The organism is Bacillus sp. OTU530, assembly GCF_038440375.1.
Map to the genome: position 1 here is coordinate 46,186 of NZ_JASATP010000014.1, position 16,328 is coordinate 62,513.

At 40.9% G+C, this 16,328-nt stretch carries 16 protein-coding genes, 1 other RNA gene and 1 riboswitch; of the genes, 2 read left to right on the forward strand and 15 right to left on the reverse strand.

From position 1 onward, the window contains the following. Nucleotides 1–337 precede the first annotated feature (337 nt). A complete protein-coding gene (locus tag AAHB12_RS12495; RefSeq protein ID WP_342045540.1) occupies nucleotides 338–883 on the reverse strand; it encodes an isoprenylcysteine carboxyl methyltransferase family protein in 546 nt (181 codons plus the stop codon). Then, entirely contained in the window at nucleotides 883–1,977 is a 1,095-nt protein-coding gene (locus AAHB12_RS12500; protein WP_129728185.1) for a type III polyketide synthase, read from the reverse strand. The genes AAHB12_RS12495 and AAHB12_RS12500 overlap by 1 nt, the downstream gene beginning before the upstream one ends. Before the next feature lie 335 nt (nucleotides 1,978–2,312). Here AAHB12_RS12500 and AAHB12_RS12505 point away from each other — a divergent pair, with 335 nt between their 5' ends. After that, the gene (locus tag AAHB12_RS12505; RefSeq protein ID WP_342045541.1) at nucleotides 2,313–3,461 is read left to right on the forward strand and encodes a DUF418 domain-containing protein; all 1,149 of its coding nucleotides are present in this window, start codon (nucleotides 2,313–2,315) and stop codon (nucleotides 3,459–3,461) included. Nucleotides 3,462–3,838: 377 nt separating this feature from the next. On the opposite strand, the gene AAHB12_RS12510 is transcribed toward AAHB12_RS12505, so the two are convergent. The 5 genes from AAHB12_RS12510 to AAHB12_RS12530 all read right to left on the reverse strand — a co-directional run bounded on the left by AAHB12_RS12510 (nucleotide 3,839) and on the right by AAHB12_RS12530 (nucleotide 7,544). After that, entirely contained in the window at nucleotides 3,839–4,039 is a 201-nt protein-coding gene (locus AAHB12_RS12510; RefSeq protein WP_129728183.1) for a hypothetical protein, read from the reverse strand. Nucleotides 4,040–4,113: 74 nt separating this feature from the next. After that, nucleotides 4,114–4,257, reverse strand: coding sequence for a hypothetical protein (locus AAHB12_RS12515; protein ID WP_165350767.1), 144 nt, complete (start codon nucleotides 4,255–4,257; stop codon nucleotides 4,114–4,116). A gap of 108 nt (nucleotides 4,258–4,365) precedes the next feature. After that, nucleotides 4,366–5,679, reverse strand: coding sequence for a xanthine permease PbuX (gene pbuX / locus AAHB12_RS12520; RefSeq protein WP_342045542.1), 1,314 nt, complete (start codon nucleotides 5,677–5,679; stop codon nucleotides 4,366–4,368). Beyond that, nucleotides 5,676–6,272, reverse strand: a complete 597-nt coding sequence (locus AAHB12_RS12525; protein WP_342045543.1) for a xanthine phosphoribosyltransferase — start codon at nucleotides 6,270–6,272, stop codon at nucleotides 5,676–5,678. Before AAHB12_RS12525 ends, pbuX begins: the two co-directional genes overlap by 4 nt. A gap of 115 nt (nucleotides 6,273–6,387) precedes the next feature. Next, nucleotides 6,388–6,489, reverse strand: a riboswitch (purine riboswitch). A gap of 269 nt (nucleotides 6,490–6,758) precedes the next feature. After that, complete coding sequence (locus AAHB12_RS12530) at nucleotides 6,759–7,544, reverse strand: TrmB family transcriptional regulator (RefSeq protein ID WP_129728182.1); 786 nt, start codon at nucleotides 7,542–7,544, stop codon at nucleotides 6,759–6,761. Between the two features lie 113 nt (nucleotides 7,545–7,657). Between AAHB12_RS12530 and AAHB12_RS12535 the strand changes: the two genes are divergently transcribed. Then, on the forward strand, nucleotides 7,658–8,425 hold the full coding sequence (locus AAHB12_RS12535) for a TSUP family transporter (protein ID WP_342045544.1): 768 nt from the start codon (nucleotides 7,658–7,660) through the stop codon (nucleotides 8,423–8,425). A 124-nt stretch (nucleotides 8,426–8,549) separates the two neighbouring features. Here AAHB12_RS12535 and AAHB12_RS12540 read toward each other — a convergent pair whose 3' ends face one another. The 8 genes from AAHB12_RS12540 to AAHB12_RS12575 all read right to left on the reverse strand — a co-directional run bounded on the left by AAHB12_RS12540 (nucleotide 8,550) and on the right by AAHB12_RS12575 (nucleotide 15,843). Continuing rightward, on the reverse strand, nucleotides 8,550–10,067 hold the full coding sequence (locus AAHB12_RS12540) for a carboxypeptidase M32 (RefSeq protein WP_342045545.1): 1,518 nt from the start codon (nucleotides 10,065–10,067) through the stop codon (nucleotides 8,550–8,552). Nucleotides 10,068–10,104: 37 nt separating this feature from the next. Further along, nucleotides 10,105–12,045 carry an ATP-dependent DNA helicase gene (locus AAHB12_RS12545; RefSeq protein ID WP_342045578.1) on the reverse strand — a complete coding sequence of 647 codons (1,941 nt, stop codon included), beginning with the start codon at nucleotides 12,043–12,045 and terminating at the stop codon, nucleotides 10,105–10,107. Nucleotides 12,046–12,108: 63 nt separating this feature from the next. Further along, nucleotides 12,109–12,297 carry a DUF3921 family protein gene (locus AAHB12_RS12550; RefSeq protein WP_342045546.1) on the reverse strand — a complete coding sequence of 63 codons (189 nt, stop codon included), beginning with the start codon at nucleotides 12,295–12,297 and terminating at the stop codon, nucleotides 12,109–12,111. Nucleotides 12,298–12,396: 99 nt separating this feature from the next. Beyond that, nucleotides 12,397–13,539, reverse strand: a complete 1,143-nt coding sequence (locus AAHB12_RS12555) for a THUMP domain-containing class I SAM-dependent RNA methyltransferase (protein WP_342045547.1) — start codon at nucleotides 13,537–13,539, stop codon at nucleotides 12,397–12,399. 135 nt (nucleotides 13,540–13,674) lie between these two features. Beyond that, nucleotides 13,675–14,054, reverse strand: an RNA gene (gene rnpB, locus AAHB12_RS12560) — RNase P RNA component class B. Nucleotides 14,055–14,138: 84 nt separating this feature from the next. Beyond that, nucleotides 14,139–14,456, reverse strand: a complete 318-nt coding sequence (gpsB, locus tag AAHB12_RS12565) for a cell division regulator GpsB (protein ID WP_129728177.1) — start codon at nucleotides 14,454–14,456, stop codon at nucleotides 14,139–14,141. A gap of 88 nt (nucleotides 14,457–14,544) precedes the next feature. Beyond that, on the reverse strand, nucleotides 14,545–15,096 hold the full coding sequence (locus AAHB12_RS12570) for a DUF1273 domain-containing protein (protein ID WP_342045548.1): 552 nt from the start codon (nucleotides 15,094–15,096) through the stop codon (nucleotides 14,545–14,547). Between the two features lie 189 nt (nucleotides 15,097–15,285). Next, a complete protein-coding gene (locus AAHB12_RS12575; protein WP_342045549.1) occupies nucleotides 15,286–15,843 on the reverse strand; it encodes a spore coat protein in 558 nt (185 codons plus the stop codon). Between the last annotated feature and the right edge of the window lie 485 nt (nucleotides 15,844–16,328).

Below are 16,328 nucleotides of genomic sequence, written 5' to 3' on the forward strand. Positions count from 1 at the left end.
GAGCCATGCTCTTGGGCGAAGACAGAAGCGTAGCCCTACTTATATTTTATTCCTAAAATTTCTCGCTACGTCGAATGGTCTCCTAGCTAGAAATTTATACTTTCTTAAAGTATAAAAATCCCTTTCATTTGGCTTACATGAAAGGGATTTTTTATAATACTACATTCATTATGCTGCTCCTGCCGCCTTATTTAATACTACTTTCGCTAGCACTGCATATAAAGCAATTGTACCTGCTACAAAAGCATATACCATCGTTTTCACCACACCTATTTTGATAATGATTATCATACTTAGTTTGTATTGTAGCATGAGGGAGAATGATTATCAATATACATTATGGAATGAATCGTGAAATCTTTTGAAATGACTGTTTATAGTTTGTGAGCTCCTGCAGCGCCCGTTCTTCCTCACGAATGCGAACCGAGAGCACAAGCATATTTAACAGACTGCACACAATGGCAGTGATATAAGCTTGGAACAAAATCGGGATGATCCAAAACTCCATCATAACAACTATGTAATTTGGATGGCGCATAAACCTATACGGTCCCTTTGGCACAAGCTTGCTATGGGGCAAAACAAGGATTTTCGTATTCCAATATACCCCAAGAGAAGCAATCGCCCAAACACGAAGAAACTGTGTACCGATAAACAAAGAGAGCAGCACAGGCCACATAGGAGAAGGAGCTTTTTTTAAATAGGTGACTTCTGCAACTATGAAAACCAAAAATAACATATGAAGCAGCACAATATACTTATAATGCCCCTTCCCAAACTCCAGTGCGCCTCTTTTTTTCAGATACTGCTCATTTCGCCGTGCCAATAGCAATTCCGCGAGGCGCTGCATCACTACAAATGCAAAAAAAGAAAAAAATGTCATTATATGTCCTCCCATCGCACAAGTACCAACTCAGAGCTAAATCCTGGACCAAGCGCGGCAATCATCCCTATTTCCCCTGTCTTCCTCACACGCCGCATGTATCGTTCTAGCACATAGAAAACAGTAACCGATGACATATTGCCATTTTCCTTTAATACATTAAGTGATGTCTCTGTTTTTTGTGAAGGCATATCCAACGCCTCTTGATAAGCTTCTAATACTTTTTTGCCGCCCGGATGCGCAATAAAATGTGTGATATCAGAAAGCGTTAGCCCATGTTTCCTCACAAATGGCTCTATATTCGGTCTAAGCCATGTTTTAATGAGTGTCGGGATATGTTTTGAAAACACAACGTACAGACCTTCATTTTTTACATCCCATCCCATAACATCCTCTGAATCTTTTAATAACGTAGATTGTGCATCCAGATAGGCAGGCAAAGCAGGCAGGAGAGATAAAGAACATATATCAGCCTCCTCCCCTGCAACAAGGATGCAGGCGGCACCATCCGCAAACAGTGATGTTCCAATGAGATTGCTTTTTGATACATCATGGCGTTGAAAGGTAAGGCTGCACAATTCTACTGCCAGAACAATTACCTTCGCACGTGGAAACGCCTTACAATACTCAAGTGCTCGCGCCAAACCAGAAGCACCCCCAGCACAGCCGAGTCCCCAAATCGGAATGCGCTTCGTATGCGGAGAGAACGATAGCCGATTCATAATTTTTACGTCAATTGTAGGTGTGGACAGACCAGTAGATGAAATAAAGAAAAAGGCATCTACTTCATTCTCCTCCACACGGCGTTGCAAAAAGGCATCATTTTGCAAGCACGTCTGTATGGCCTTTACTCCAAACAAAGTGGCGCATTCTATATAAGCATAATTTTTCTCTTCCCATGTATGCTCACGCCGAAACCATGACAAATCTTTAGCAAAATTCCGTGTTTCAATCTGGCCATTTTGAAACACCTGCAGCAGCCGCTGAATATCACTAAACGCTCCGCTAAACATCTCTTTTGCAAAGGCAACTACCGCTTCCTGCGTCATACTATATGGCGGCTTGCAAATTCCTACTGAAACAATTTTCGGCACGATTTCCCACTCCATCTTATTTAAATATCTATAACTTCCCCTACCATCTGCTAAACTATGCATCGTAAGAAAAGCGGACACAGCCCGGCTTTACTTACGTAGTTTTGCAGAGAGGAAACTCTTCCTACAGTGCAAAAAAAAAGCCCCTTTGCGTAAGGGGCTCCCATTTGAACTGCCTGTTTGAAAGGAGTGGTTTCAAACTGTTGTGCACTTTTATTATAACGCACTCCTTTCATGTTAACAGTAAAAAAAATTGGAAATATCGCTAGGTGAAGATAGATTTCTTTCTCTCTCTCCTTCTATAATAGGGAAAGCAACTATTAAGGGGGAATAAGGTGGGTATCGATGTAAATGAACACAAACGAATCCAGACGTTAGACGTGATTCGAGGATTTGCGGTATTTGGCATCTTCCTTGTGAACTGGCCCTCACTCACTGGAATTGAAACACTTGATGGCACAAAAACATATGTAGGTATTGATGCATGCATTCGGCTTATATATGACCTGTTCATTCAAACAAAATTTTATACGATTTTTTCCTTTCTCTTTGGTCTCGGCTTTTTCATCTTTGTGACGAATGCTATCGAAAAAACACAATATCCGAGACTGCTCTTCTTCCGCCGCCTTGCCTTTTTATTTCTATTTGGCGCCTTGCATTATGTTCTGCTGTGGAGTGGAGATATCCTTCATAGCTATGCAATCTCGGGAATATTTCTCCTGCTCTTTTACAAACGGCGTCCGAAAACAATTCTGATTTGGGCCATTTTGCTGCTCACACTGTTTCAGCTTCTGATGCTGCTTGTATTTATTTTTATTGATACTTCTGTCAGTACGGTACATGAAATAAAAGGAATGAACCCTTTGCAGCATTGGACAGAACAGACCGCAGATAGATGGAAGCGATTTTCAGGAGAAAATATCGCATTAAATCTACTGTATGTACCCGAAACTTTAGGATTATTTCTGCTTGGATTGTTTGCTGGTAAAATCCGCTTATTCCACCGAGTTAAAGAATGGAATAAACCGCTTCGCAGGCTGCAGATTGCTGCTTTTCTCCTCACCTTGCCGAGCTGGTATATGATCCTACACTATTATGCTTACACAGATGTGTATAATTCAGCGGAAATGTATATCTATATACTATTAAGCGGAAAAACATTATTTATCCTCTATACAATTACTCTTGCACGACTGATGCAGCATAAAGCTTGGCAGCGAATTCTTCAGCCGCTTCAATATACAGGTCGCATGGCACTTACAAACTACCTTACACAAACAATTGGTACCGTTGTCCTATTCGGACTTTTAGCTCCTAATAGTCCTAAGCTGCCGCTGCTAGCAGGTCTCGTATTTTGCATGGCATTGTATAGTTTGCAGATCTTTTGGAGCAAATGGTGGCTGTCCCGCTTTCAGTATGGGCCATTTGAATATGTATGGCGCCTAGGCACGTATGGAAAAAAAGCAAAGCACCGACAAGCATGACCACATGAGAAAACACCGAAGCAACGAGATGCTGTTAACAAAATATTTGCGCTGGGTCAGTGATAGCAATTGTATCTATATACAGGAAATGAAAAGAAGCGAACCACTGTGTCGTAGTTCGCTTTTTTTTCTTCTATGGCCTTTTTCATTACCCTCAAGCAACTTCAAGTGGCGTTTATTTCATATCATCAGATCACACAGTTCTTACGTGTATAAAGGAAAAGTGCATATCAACATTTTCAAGGTTTTGTTTGTTTACTGTTCTCTTTATATTTATCGGTATGCACCTTAGTTATTAATAGGGAAAAAGTCACCTGAAGATATTTCCACTGTTTAGTATAATGCTCTTAATGATACCGAGTCACTGCTACTTGTTATTACGTATAAAAAGGGGCTTCAAGTGATTGGTTTTCTGGTACTTTATGTACCCCTATTTCTGTATGCCAGTGTCCAACAATTAATGTTTGTATTACATCTGCATCTCCTATTGTTTTTCCCAGTTCCTTTTCTTGATGTTCCTTAATGTCCTGAAACATCTCATAAAACCTTCCGTCTAGCTTCACTGTAATTTCTCTCATAAGAAAACCCCTTCCTTATTTAAAACAAATGTTATAATTATTTTCTGTATAAAGCCGATAAATAAACGCTAAAACTACGCTGTATGAAGGAGATAACCAATAGTTACAATTTTTCTTTTGCTTTTTCTTAGTTCCTTTTCTAACGGCTTCATTCTTTTTTGCAGATAAAAAGTAATCATATGCCTGCTGGAAATCGAAATCGTATAAACTCTTTTCATAAAAAAACGTCCCCTCCAAATTCTTACCAAAAGGAAAGAACATGTAGACGACGTTTTAACATATTTTAAGCATTAATATATTGGATACAGTAACGTTAAAAAATGCGCTTAACTAGCAAGGTTTGCTGCCTTTTCACCTTTACTTTGCTTTACTGCTCTAGCGGGAGCAAGATTGAACAGTGCATTTAACAAAACTGCCGTTAAGCTGCCTAGTACAATACCGTTATCTGTTAAAATACGGATACCTTCTGGAAGCTGTGAGAATAGAGTAGGAACAACAGTAATCCCAAGTCCCATTCCAACTGAACAAGCTACAATTAACAGGTTCTCCTGCTTGGAGAAATCTGCCTTGCTCAACATTTTTATGCCATACGCCATGACCATCCCGAACATTGCAAGTGTAGCTCCTCCAAGCACTGAAGTTGGGATAACCGTTGTCAAAGCTGCGATTTTAGGGATAAAGCCTAACACTACAAGCATACCGCCGCATGTATAAATGACTACACGATTTCTTACCCCTGATAATTGTACAAGACCAACATTTTGCGAATATGTTGTATATGGAAACGAGTTAAATAGACCGCCTAATATAATCGCAATTCCTTCCGCTCGGTATCCCTTTGCTAAATCCTTTTCTTCTAGCCGTTTACCGCAAATATCAGATAAAGCAAAATATACACCTGTCGCTTCTACAATTCCAACACAGGCAACAAGAATCATCGTTAGAATCGGCGTTAATTCAAAGGTCGGTGTGCCAAAATAAAAAGCTTTCGGCAGATGCACCCAATCCGCCTGCGCCACTGCTTGAAAATTCACTTTTCCCATAAAGGAAGCGGCGATTGTACCGAAAATCAGTCCAAGTAAAATCGCAATCGCACGAATAAAGCCTGTAAATAAACGATACACAACAATGATAAATATAAGAACACCAAAGGAAAGTGCTAAATTTTCTAAGCTGCCGAAGTCTTTGCTGCCTGTGCCTCCAGCCATATCATTAATAGCAACTGGAACAAGTGTGATCCCAATGATTGTAACAACTGAACCCGTCACAACCGGCGGAAACAATCTCATCAATTTCCCAAAAAAACCTGCCAGCACTACAATAAATAAACCTGCTACGATAATTGCTCCATATACGGCAGAAACACCGTATTGTTTGCCGATCGCAATCATTGGCCCCACTGCAGTAAATGTACAGCCAAGTACGACTGGGAGACCGATTCCGAAAAAGCGATTGCCTAAAGCTTGCAGAATCGTTGCAATTCCACACATGAGCAAATCAATAGATACAAGATAGGTTAGTTCCGTTTGGTTTAAACCAAGTGCTCCACCTACAATAAGCGGAACCACAATGGCACCAGCATACATAGCCAGCATATGCTGAATTCCAAGTGAGAAAATTTGAAATGGATGTTGCTTCATTTGGTTGTTCCTCCTGCTGTATGCTCTAAAAATGTAACCTCTCCATCCGCAAGCTCCGCGATTCGCGCTAGTGATTCGACACGGACACCCGCCGCTTCAAGCTTACTTCGTCCTTCTTGAAACGATTTTTCAATTACAATGCCGATACCAGCTACAGAAGCCCCAGCTTGCTGTACAAGTTCTAGCAATCCAAGCGCCGCCTGGCCATTAGCTAAAAAATCATCGATAATTAAGACATGATCCTCCTCAGACAAATACTCCTTTGATATCGAGATTTCATTTGTTTCTTGCTTTGTAAAGGAATATACTTGCGCTACATGAACGTGGTCTGTCAGCGTGAGCGATTTTCGTTTTCTTGCAAACACAACCTTAACTCCCAGTTCTAAGGCTGCTGTTAACGCAGGCGCAATACCAGAGGACTCAAGTGTGATAATTTTTGTGATAGGATTATCCCGAAAGCGATTGGCAAATTCCTTACCAATTTGCACCATCAAAGACGGATCTATTTGATGATTTAAAAAAGCATCTACCTTTAAAACACCTTCTGATAATACTCTGCCTTCTTCTCGAATCTTCTCTTCTAATACCTTCATGTTGTTCTCCTCCCGTTGCTACAAATAAAAAACTCCAAAAGCATCCACCTACAAGTGAGGGGAAGGCTTTTGGAGTTTCGGTAAATGATCGGTGTACTTACCCATAAGACGTTGTCTATTAACCATCCTCACTCATAGTCAAGTCATTCACGGTGACTTGGTAGAAACTTACAGACCATATTTCTGCGATTATACGAGCGTTATTTATGTAGTTTTATAACCGAATTATACATGTATTTTCCACTTTCGAAAAGGAATTTTTGAACAAAACACGTACAATAAAACAAAAAAAATTAGATTCGTTCGATTTAAAAACCAAAATCAACTTAACACCTAATCCAAAATCCAAAAAGTAAAGTTTTTTCCGGATTTTCTTATCTTTCCTTCTTGCCAGTTAAACGAAGCAGCTTACTAAAATACGCACAATACCTTTGAACTATTTCTTAAGCATTAATGGATTTTTACTATTCTGGTTTGCAGAGCTTTTTACGCTTCCATAAAGAAGGCTCTCCGCTCCGCAGTAATCCATTGTTCTAAATTGTCTTGGCTGCGTCGGACAAGTCGATTCACCAATACATCATGCCATACATAATCCTCCAGTAAATAAATATGAACCGGGTCATCTGTATAAAAGGCAATGCTGCGCTCTTTAAATGAGGGACCATAAATCATCTCTTCCGCATCTATGGACAGGATAAACCAATGCTCACTCGAAGGGGTTTCAGTAAAAGGGGTGATACGATGCACATCTACATGTGCAACAGGATCTTCAACATGAAGCGTTATACCTTGTACCGTAACACGAGCAGCGGTCTGCTGCAGATCCTCTCTCAGCATTTCATACATATCGTCCCACATCGAAATAACAACACGTTTTTTTGCTTTTTTGAGTAATGCTTGACAATAGCTAATAATCATTTCACGATCCTTTAACGTCATTACACGATTGTCCGGTTTTTTCTCAGTTGTTTCAAGCCGTTTTAATGAGTCACTTATCGCTTCATAATTAGATTGCCAATCTGATTGAGCCTTCTTCAAAAAGATATCAACAGGCAATGGTGAATACTTGGTTCCATCCTCTATTTCTTCCTTCAGAACAATCCCCTTTTCAACAAGATTGCTTAAGACATCGTAAATTCGTGCTCGCGGAATGCCCGAATCCTTACTAACTTGGTAGGCGGTAACTGTTCCTTGTTTAACAAGAGAAACATAGGATTTGGCTTCATATTCATTAAATCCTAATTTTTTTAGCTGCTGTAATATATTTTCCAATGTTCTCCCTCCTCTAGTTAATTATCCTTATCATATCAAAATTACGATAACTATTTACAACAATATATATTTTAGTTACTATTCAAGTAGTAACTAAAAGAAGGGCTGATTATATGCTATCTGAATTGGATCCATCGTTATTACTTATTCTGATTGTCTTTGGCTTTTTGGCAGCATTTATTGATTCCGTTGTCGGCGGAGGAGGGCTGATCGCATTGCCGGCATTGTTATTTACAGGTCTGACACCAGCAACAGCTGTTGCAACAAATAAACTAGCGGGGACAATCGGCTCTTTAACGAGTACCATTATGTTTTATCGTTCGGGCAAACTCGATTTAACCTCCATCTATCGATTATTTCCACTCGTCTTTATCGGCTCAATGATTGGCGCTTGGACCGTTCATTTGATAAATCCTGAAGTGCTCAAGCCACTAATGCTTGTCATGCTCGCTGCCGTTGCAATTTATACCGTTTTCAAGAAAGATTGGGGCAGCATTTCAACCTATAAAAAATTATCCATCCGTCACCTTATTATTTTTATGATTGTAATCTTTGCTATTGGCTTCTATGATGGATTTTTAGGTCCCGGAACAGGCTCATTTTTAATGTTTGCCTTTTTAATGATCGGCTTTGATTTTTTAAAGGCTGCAGGGAACGCGAAGTTTTTAAACTTTGGCAGCAATATTGCCGCATTATTAATGTTCATGTATTTGGGGCAAATCAATTACGCTTATGGTTTACCTATGGGGCTTGCACAAATTGCTGGTGCGATTTGCGGCTCGAAGTTTGCGATTAAACGAGGAAGCGGCTATGTCCGGGTACTGTTTATTCTAGTAACCTTTTTGTTATTGGCAAAAAATACTTATGATCAGCTTCATTAACATGTGCATTAACCTAATATAAAGAAGAAAGCCTGTATCTATGATGACTCAGTCATATAAGATACAGGCTTTTCAATTTAACAGAGGCCCTTATATACTTAATGTATTATCGGCTTTTTTCGCATCATATATTGTAAATGTTTTTATATTTGTCTTCTAAATATATTGCTAAATAGGCTGCATTCAACCCTTCACCCGTTACATCCTGTAAGATTTCAAGAGGCTTCTTGAGTTTTCCATATCGATGAATATGCTCTGTCAGCCAACTGCGAATAGGGGCAATATTTCCATCAAGCAACAATTGATCGAAGTTTGGGATATCTTTCAGCATTGCCTGCTTAAACTGCGCAGCATATATGTAGCCAAGCGCATATGACGGAAAGTATCCGAAATCACCGCCGGACCAATGCACATCCTGAAGAACACCCGTCGCATCATTCTGTGGACGAATTCCTAGATACTCTTCCATCTTTTCATTCCAAACGCGCGGTAAATCCTTCACCTCTAAGCTGCCGTCAAACAAATCTTTTTCTATTTCGTACCGAACCATCACATGAAGTACATATGTTAATTCATCCGCCTCAATCCGAATCAACGATGGCTTCGCTTCGTTAATTGCATCATAAAACTCATCAAGTGATACATTATCAAATTGCCCGCTTGCATACTTCTTCAGAACATCGTAGTTCTTTTTCCAAAACTGTTTATTACGACCAATGAAGTTCTCAAAGAACAGTGATTGTGATTCGTGAATTCCCATAGATGTTCCGTCACATAACGGTGTGCCAATCAAGTCCTTTGAAATATTTTGCTCGTACACAGCATGGCCACATTCATGAATGGTTCCAAAGATAGCTGTACGAAAATCCGACTCATCGTATTTTGTTGTAATGCGTACATCACCTGGGTTTAGCGTAATCGCAAACGGATGTACCGTTGCATCTAAGCGCCCTGCATCGAAGTTATAATCGAGCTGCCGCAGCAGTTCAAGACTGAGGGTGCGCTGCTGCTCCTTTGGGAAATGCTTTGTTAACGGCTCCGTTTTCAGCCGCTTACCAGATGCGGCGATTTGCTTAACAAGCGGTACAATCCGCTCGCGCAGTTCACCAAATACGCGGTCCAGCACTTCCACAGTCATCCCCGGCTCATACATATCTAGGAGGACATTATAGCAATTTTTCTTATGTCCCCAATAGGAGATGAACTTCTTTTTATATGCGACAATTTCCTCTAGATACGGCCTGAACATCTCGAAATTCGACTCTGCCTTTGCCGTTTCCCATATACTCTCAGACTTCGCTTGCAGCTTCACATACGCTGTATATTCTGCTTCCGGGATTTTTGTATTACGATCATATTCTTTACGGCACTCTTCTACTGTTTTTTGCGTCTTTTCAGAAAGCTTCCCCTCTGCCGCCAAGTGTTCTAGTTTCTCCAAAAAACCCGCCATCTCGTCAGATACAGACATATTGAATACATCGGTCGATAGCTGACTAATAACCTCTGAACGCTGCTCTACACCGTCTTTTGGCGCTCCTGTGCGTAAATCCCAAAACATCACATTCAGTGCTTCTTCATAATTCATCATCTTTTTTACATAATCCAAAAATTTTAGCTCTGCTTCATATGTAACCACCGTCATAGCTAACCTCCTTGTCTAACATACTAACGCATTAAGATTAACGAATGATTTCACCTTGCACTGGCAAAGAGCTGAATACAGCATCTGCCACCTTTGGATTTTCATCCTCTGCCAAGAAAATAGAAACACATCCATTGTCTTCGCTCGTACGAATCAAGCGGCCAATCCCTTGACGTAAGCGGAGAATCATGTATGGCAAGTCCACCTGCGCAAATGAGTCAGACGCATGCTTGCGCTTTGCTTCAAATACTGGATCATTCGGAGGAAATGGCAGCGACCAAATAATAACATGTGACAATGAGGCTCCTGGAATATCAAGACCCTCCCATAAGTGGACGGCACAAAGCACTGTTTCTTCTTCATTTTGAAATTGTGAAACAAGGCGGCTAATTTCTTGATCTCCTTCATATAAGAACGGGATCTGCATATCCACTCCCTGCATATGCTGTTTAAATGCCGCAAGCTCTTGCTTTGTTCGGAATAAAACGAGAGTGCGTCCTTGCAGCTTCTCAATTTCCTCAAGTGTATATGCAATCTTTTTCTCAAACAATCCGTCTGCATGATACGTTGGCAAATATACCTTCATTTGCTCTTCATAATCAAACGGCGATGCTACTGAAAACGAGAGATAATCCTGTACGCCAAGACTGCTTGCTATAAACGAAAATGATCCATTTTCTGATAATGTGGCAGAAGAAAAAATGAACGGAACTTGTTTAGAGAACACCTTTTCCTGAAGCACTTCTTCTACAGCGCGCGGCATAATGACAAGCGTGAGCATTCCATCTCCCGCTTCTGCCCAAGAAATCACATTTCTTTCGTGCAAAAACAGCTTCAAGGAATGATCTAAAATATCAAGATGCTCGTCCGCAATCTTTAAGTCGTATTCTTCAATTGTATACAATTCACTCTCGAAGACGAGCGCATCGCCAATTTCCTGCACTTTTCGATAGAGCCGTTCTCCCTCTTTTCGCACCTCATTCGTGATGCCGATTTCTAACCGATCCGATCCTGGCACTTCTCTTGCGGCATCTTTGACTGCATAGAAAAACTGCTCTGACTGCCAAATCGTATCTTCGATGAGCTGAGCAAATTCTTCACGAATATCATTTTGAAGCAGCCTAGAGAGCAATTCCTCCATCATACTTTGCTTCAATCGATATGTAAGCGCCTTTTGCGCTGCATATTCCACCAAATGCCCTTCATCAAATACAACACAGCTGCCTTCCGGCAAAAGCGGCAACTGCCCCTCGCGCTTTCGTGCCTCGTATGTCCATACATGCTCCATATAAAAGTCTTGTGAGCAAATAATAATATCCGCTGCTTTTCGGTAATGCTCGCGAGACAATGTTTGTCCACAACGGTGACGCTTCTCACACGCAAAGCAATCTTGAAAATAATCCCAGGAAATCTGTGACCATTGTTCATCACTTAAGGACGGGTATTCCTTGCGGTCGCCATAATGATGAAAAGTTTGCAGCGTACCATGATCAAAAACAAATTCAGGCAGTTCATAATATAAGTCCTCAATTTCCTCGGACGCCGCCCCGCTCATCACATCGTCGAGCTTTTTCAAGCACAAATAATTATCCATTGATTTTGCAAGACGAACATCGATTTGCAGATCAAGTGCGCGGGAAAGCTTTGCAATATCTCCCTCTTCTTTTACAAGCTGCTCAATTAACGTTTCATCCGCACAGGCAATGATAGCCGGTTTTCCTGTATAACGTGCATAGCAAATCGCATACAACAAGTACACAATTGTTTTTCCCGTTCCAACTCCCGCTTCAGAAAACATAACCTGCTTCTCTCGAAACGCACGGTCGAGCTGAAACGCCATAAAAATCTGCTCATCACGCAGTTCAAAACCAGCATCCGGCAAGATGTCATAAAATACATCGCCGATCCATTCATTCAATTTGTCATAAAAATTATCTTGCTTTCCTACTTCAAACGGCAGCTTTTCTCTCGTCAAAATTATTCTCCTCCAACACACGATAACTGCAAAAAACGTAAAAAGTTTTCCGAAAAGGAAAACTTTTTACTCCATCATCGCTTTTAAATAATTCGTATCAATTAATGTTTTATGGGATAGCGCCAGCAAGTATTGCTCCTGTGCCGCCCGCAGGCCATCGACCGCCATACTAGCAGATTCATCATTTTCAAGCATATGGTACGTCCGGTGAATCGCTCTTTGAATAATGTCAAAGTCAGGAAAATTCCCTGTCATCTTCTGAGCCCTCCTCTAGAACAGTTTACATAATAAACAGTATATGTGCTCTAAAGAATCTTTATTCATCTCGCTTCAGCGCTCGCCCAATTTTACCTATTACAATTGCGGACGTGGCGGTCTCTTGCCAAAATATTGATAATAGTCTGTTCGAATAAATCCGTTAAACAGTTTTCTTTTTTTGGAAGCTTCAGCTCCGTACCATTTTTCAAACTCTGGATAACTCGTAAGCACATAGATTGACCAAGTATCCATGCCTCGGAATACTTTTCCCATTTCTGCATATAACTTTTCAACCAACGGCTTTTCACTTAAACGTTCGCCATATGGAGGATTCGTCACAACATATCCATATTCCTCTTTTGTCGTAAAATCTTTTACCTGCATTTGTTTAAATGTAACTAAGTCCGCAAGACCAATTTCTTCTGCATTTTCATTTGCAATTTGCACCATACGGTGATCAATATCAGAACCAATAATATGGAGCTTCTGATCGTAGCGCGCTAAGTCCTCAGCTTCTTCACGAGCACGGCGCCATCTGTCCTTCCCAACCCACTCCCAACCGTCGGATGCAAATTCACGGTTAAAGCCTGGTGCAATATTCTGACCGATAAGAGCCGCCTCGAGTGCAATTGTACCAGAGCCGCAAAATGGGTCAACGAACGGACGGTCTGCCTTCCAGTTTGTCAACATCACAAGCGATGCTGCTAATGTTTCCTTTAGCGGAGCCTCCCCTTGTGCTACACGATAGCCTCTTTTATGAAGACCAGCACCGCTCGTATCAAGCGTAATTGTTGCAATATCCTTCAAAAGCGCTACTTCAATGCGATATAATGGCCCCGTTTCTTCAAACCATGTTGTACGTTTGTATGTACTACGCAACTTCTCCACCACAGCTTTTTTGACAATGCTTTGGCAGTCTGGAACACTAAATAATTTCGATTTCACCGATTTTCCAATAACAGGAAATTCCGCATTTTCCGGTATATACTGTCCCCAATTCAGTGCTTTTGTTTTCTCGAACAGTTCATCAAATGTAGTAGCCTTAAATTCCCCAACTTGAATTTTTACCCGATCTGCAGTTCGCAACCACAAATTTGCACGACAAACCGCATCTTCGTCCCCTTGAAAGATGACTTTTCCGTTATCAACCTGACACTCATAGCCAAGGTTTCGAACTTCCTTTGCAACAAGCGCTTCAAGTCCCATCGCCGCCGTCGCAATCAGTGTTAATTTACTCATTTTCATTCTCCTAACAACAGTAGCTTTCTTTACCATTTTAACTCGCTAGTGTGAAAGTCATACAGTTTTATGTACAAGCAAAAAGCTCCCCTTCACACAGGAGAGCTGTTCTCTTTAAGTTACTGGTTCATAACGTTCTGTAAGCCATGTTCTGTACCATTGTACTGCAAGCGGCTCCCGCCTCGTACTCCGGTGGCGATTATCTATCTACAGACAAATTGCCTGTCCTTTCCCCTCGTTCATTTCCTTGGAAAAGGTGCCCCTACCATAATTTGGGTTTCTCGCTCGTGGGGTTTACCGCGTTCCACTCCCGGCATTTCTTTCGGGACTCCGTCACTGTGGCACTTTCAAGGTATTTGAACCATATCCCGCAGGACTTAGGTTCTTTCCCTGCCGTTAGCCCTTTCAGACTACCTTAGCTTATGACTTCGCTAAGCACGAACACTACGACCATCTCAGGTCGTGCGAGCATGGACTTTCCTCTACAACATACATTGCAGCAATCACCCAAACGTCATGACACTATTAAGTATAGTAAAAAACTACGCATGATGCAACATTTTTATATATAAGTTTCCACAGGTTGTACCAACACTCATTTATTCATATAGCTTACTTCCAAATACAGCCTTCTCCAAATTAGATAATCTCTTTAAAATATCTGTATTTGCGCTTGTATAAACAGGCTGCTGCACAGGTGGTGGTGTGGGTTGCTTTATCTTTTGCTCATCCATCATTCGTTTTAAGCGGGTATTTTCCTGTTGTAATGCTTCGATTTCCTTATGAAGTGTTTCATAATCCTTAATGATTAAATCTAAGAATTTATCAACTTCCTCTTGTTGATAACCACGAAGACCCGTTTTAAACTCTTTTTCTAAAATATCCTTTGCTGTTAATTTTAGTTTATCGGAAAACATTTCCTTCACCTCAAATCTTTGCCATAACTTTCAACACTTAAATTTTTCCACAAAAGATAGCAGTTTGTCAATATGAACTACAGATGGACTACTCGCCGTCCCACTGTTCCTCCTCCATTACAAGCTGCAAATCAGCAAATCCTATCGAGTAATATGCATATTCTCCCTGCTCCACTCGTCTTTTTGCCAACTCACTCAGAAATTTTGGACTTCCTTCTTTTTCTTCATCGTATACAGCTAGTAAAGCATCGCTTTTTTCAATTAAAAACTGATTTTTCAAACGAAATTGCTGTGGGCTTTCGTATTTCCGTTTCGTAATACTATCAATGTGATCAGCTTGTGCTAGAATAAACTCGTAGTATTCCTTGTTGGCTTCATTCCATTTTTCTTCCTGTTCAAGAAACGGGGTAAACACTGCCAGCTTTAAATCCGGATACTCCATTTGCAGCTCAAACACAACCTCAGCTGTCCATAGCTCTACGCCAAGCTGACCACTTATTATCACCCACTCCAAGCCTTCCTCCAAGAAAGCAGTCAATTGTCTGGAGATAGCCTTTTTTATGTAAAATACACCAGGATGATCCACAGAGAATATTCCAATTTCAAATGGTTTATAGCCTGTCACTGTTACAATGCGCATTACCTCACCCTTTCGTAGCATATCATAAAAGCAGGCATATGCGCGCTCCTAAAACATGCATCTCACCATGAAACTGCTGTTCCACAAATAAAACTGTTTATCCCCCATGCTGCTCAACTCCATTTCAAAGGACTGCGACTTCTAAATTCATAGAAAAAGAACCGGCATACCATAACCGGTTCTTGCAGCTTATTTTTTAAACATTCCGCCAACCATTGGATTTGCGTTCGCAGCACCGGCTCCCATTGGATTCATACCTGGACCAGTTGATGCACCTGCTACCATCCCAGGCATTCCAGGACCCATCATTCCAGGACCCATCATTCCAGGACCCATCATTCCAGGATCTAGCATTCCAGGAGCTCCTCCCATTGGACCTGTCATTGCGCCAGCTACCATCGGCGACGGATAACCGCCATAAGGACCAGGACCATAAGGACCAGGGCCATAAGGACCAGGGCCAGTCATCGCACCGGCTACTTGCGGCACAGGGCCATATCCCGGAACATCAGTTTGAGAAACAGTGTTCAACACAGATTGCGTTTGCGGGAAATAATGTTGATTTTGAATCAATTGATGATTAATCAAAGTGTTGTGTGTTGGATGAATGTGCGGAACTACTGTCGTAGAAAATGTCTGTGTATCACAATATTTTGTTGGATGCACCACTGGAGGTGCTGTAAAAACAGGACCTGTTGCTTCTGGACCTACAAAATTCGGTCCTCCAAAACAAGGTTTACAAAACATAGTTTTTCTCCTCTCCATCATTTGAGAATGAACTTACACTTTACAATATGACAGAGAAGTGGTACATGACTGTTACAAATACCTATTTCATGAGAAAATCGTGTACAAAACATGTTTAAAGCTCGTAAACACCAAAAATGTTAACGTAATCATTGCAAAGAACATATACAGAATTGCCTTTTTCACTGTCTTCCTCTCCATACTCATAATAATACAAACAAGCTATTCCTAATTGTAAAACCTATGAGAAAGAGAGACAACCATTTTATAAGCACAAATAAAAATTTCACTTTTCAGAATATTTAATTCGATCTTTACGACAAGTAGAAAGCAATAAAAAACACTTGCCAATTGGCGAGCCCTGCCCCCCGGACGAAAACAGGGGTGTAGTTGCCTTTATACTTTATCACTAAAATTTCCAGCTACGTCGAATTGTCTTCCTGCTAGAAATTTATCCCTTCTTAAAGTGTAAGAAAAGCGGACAC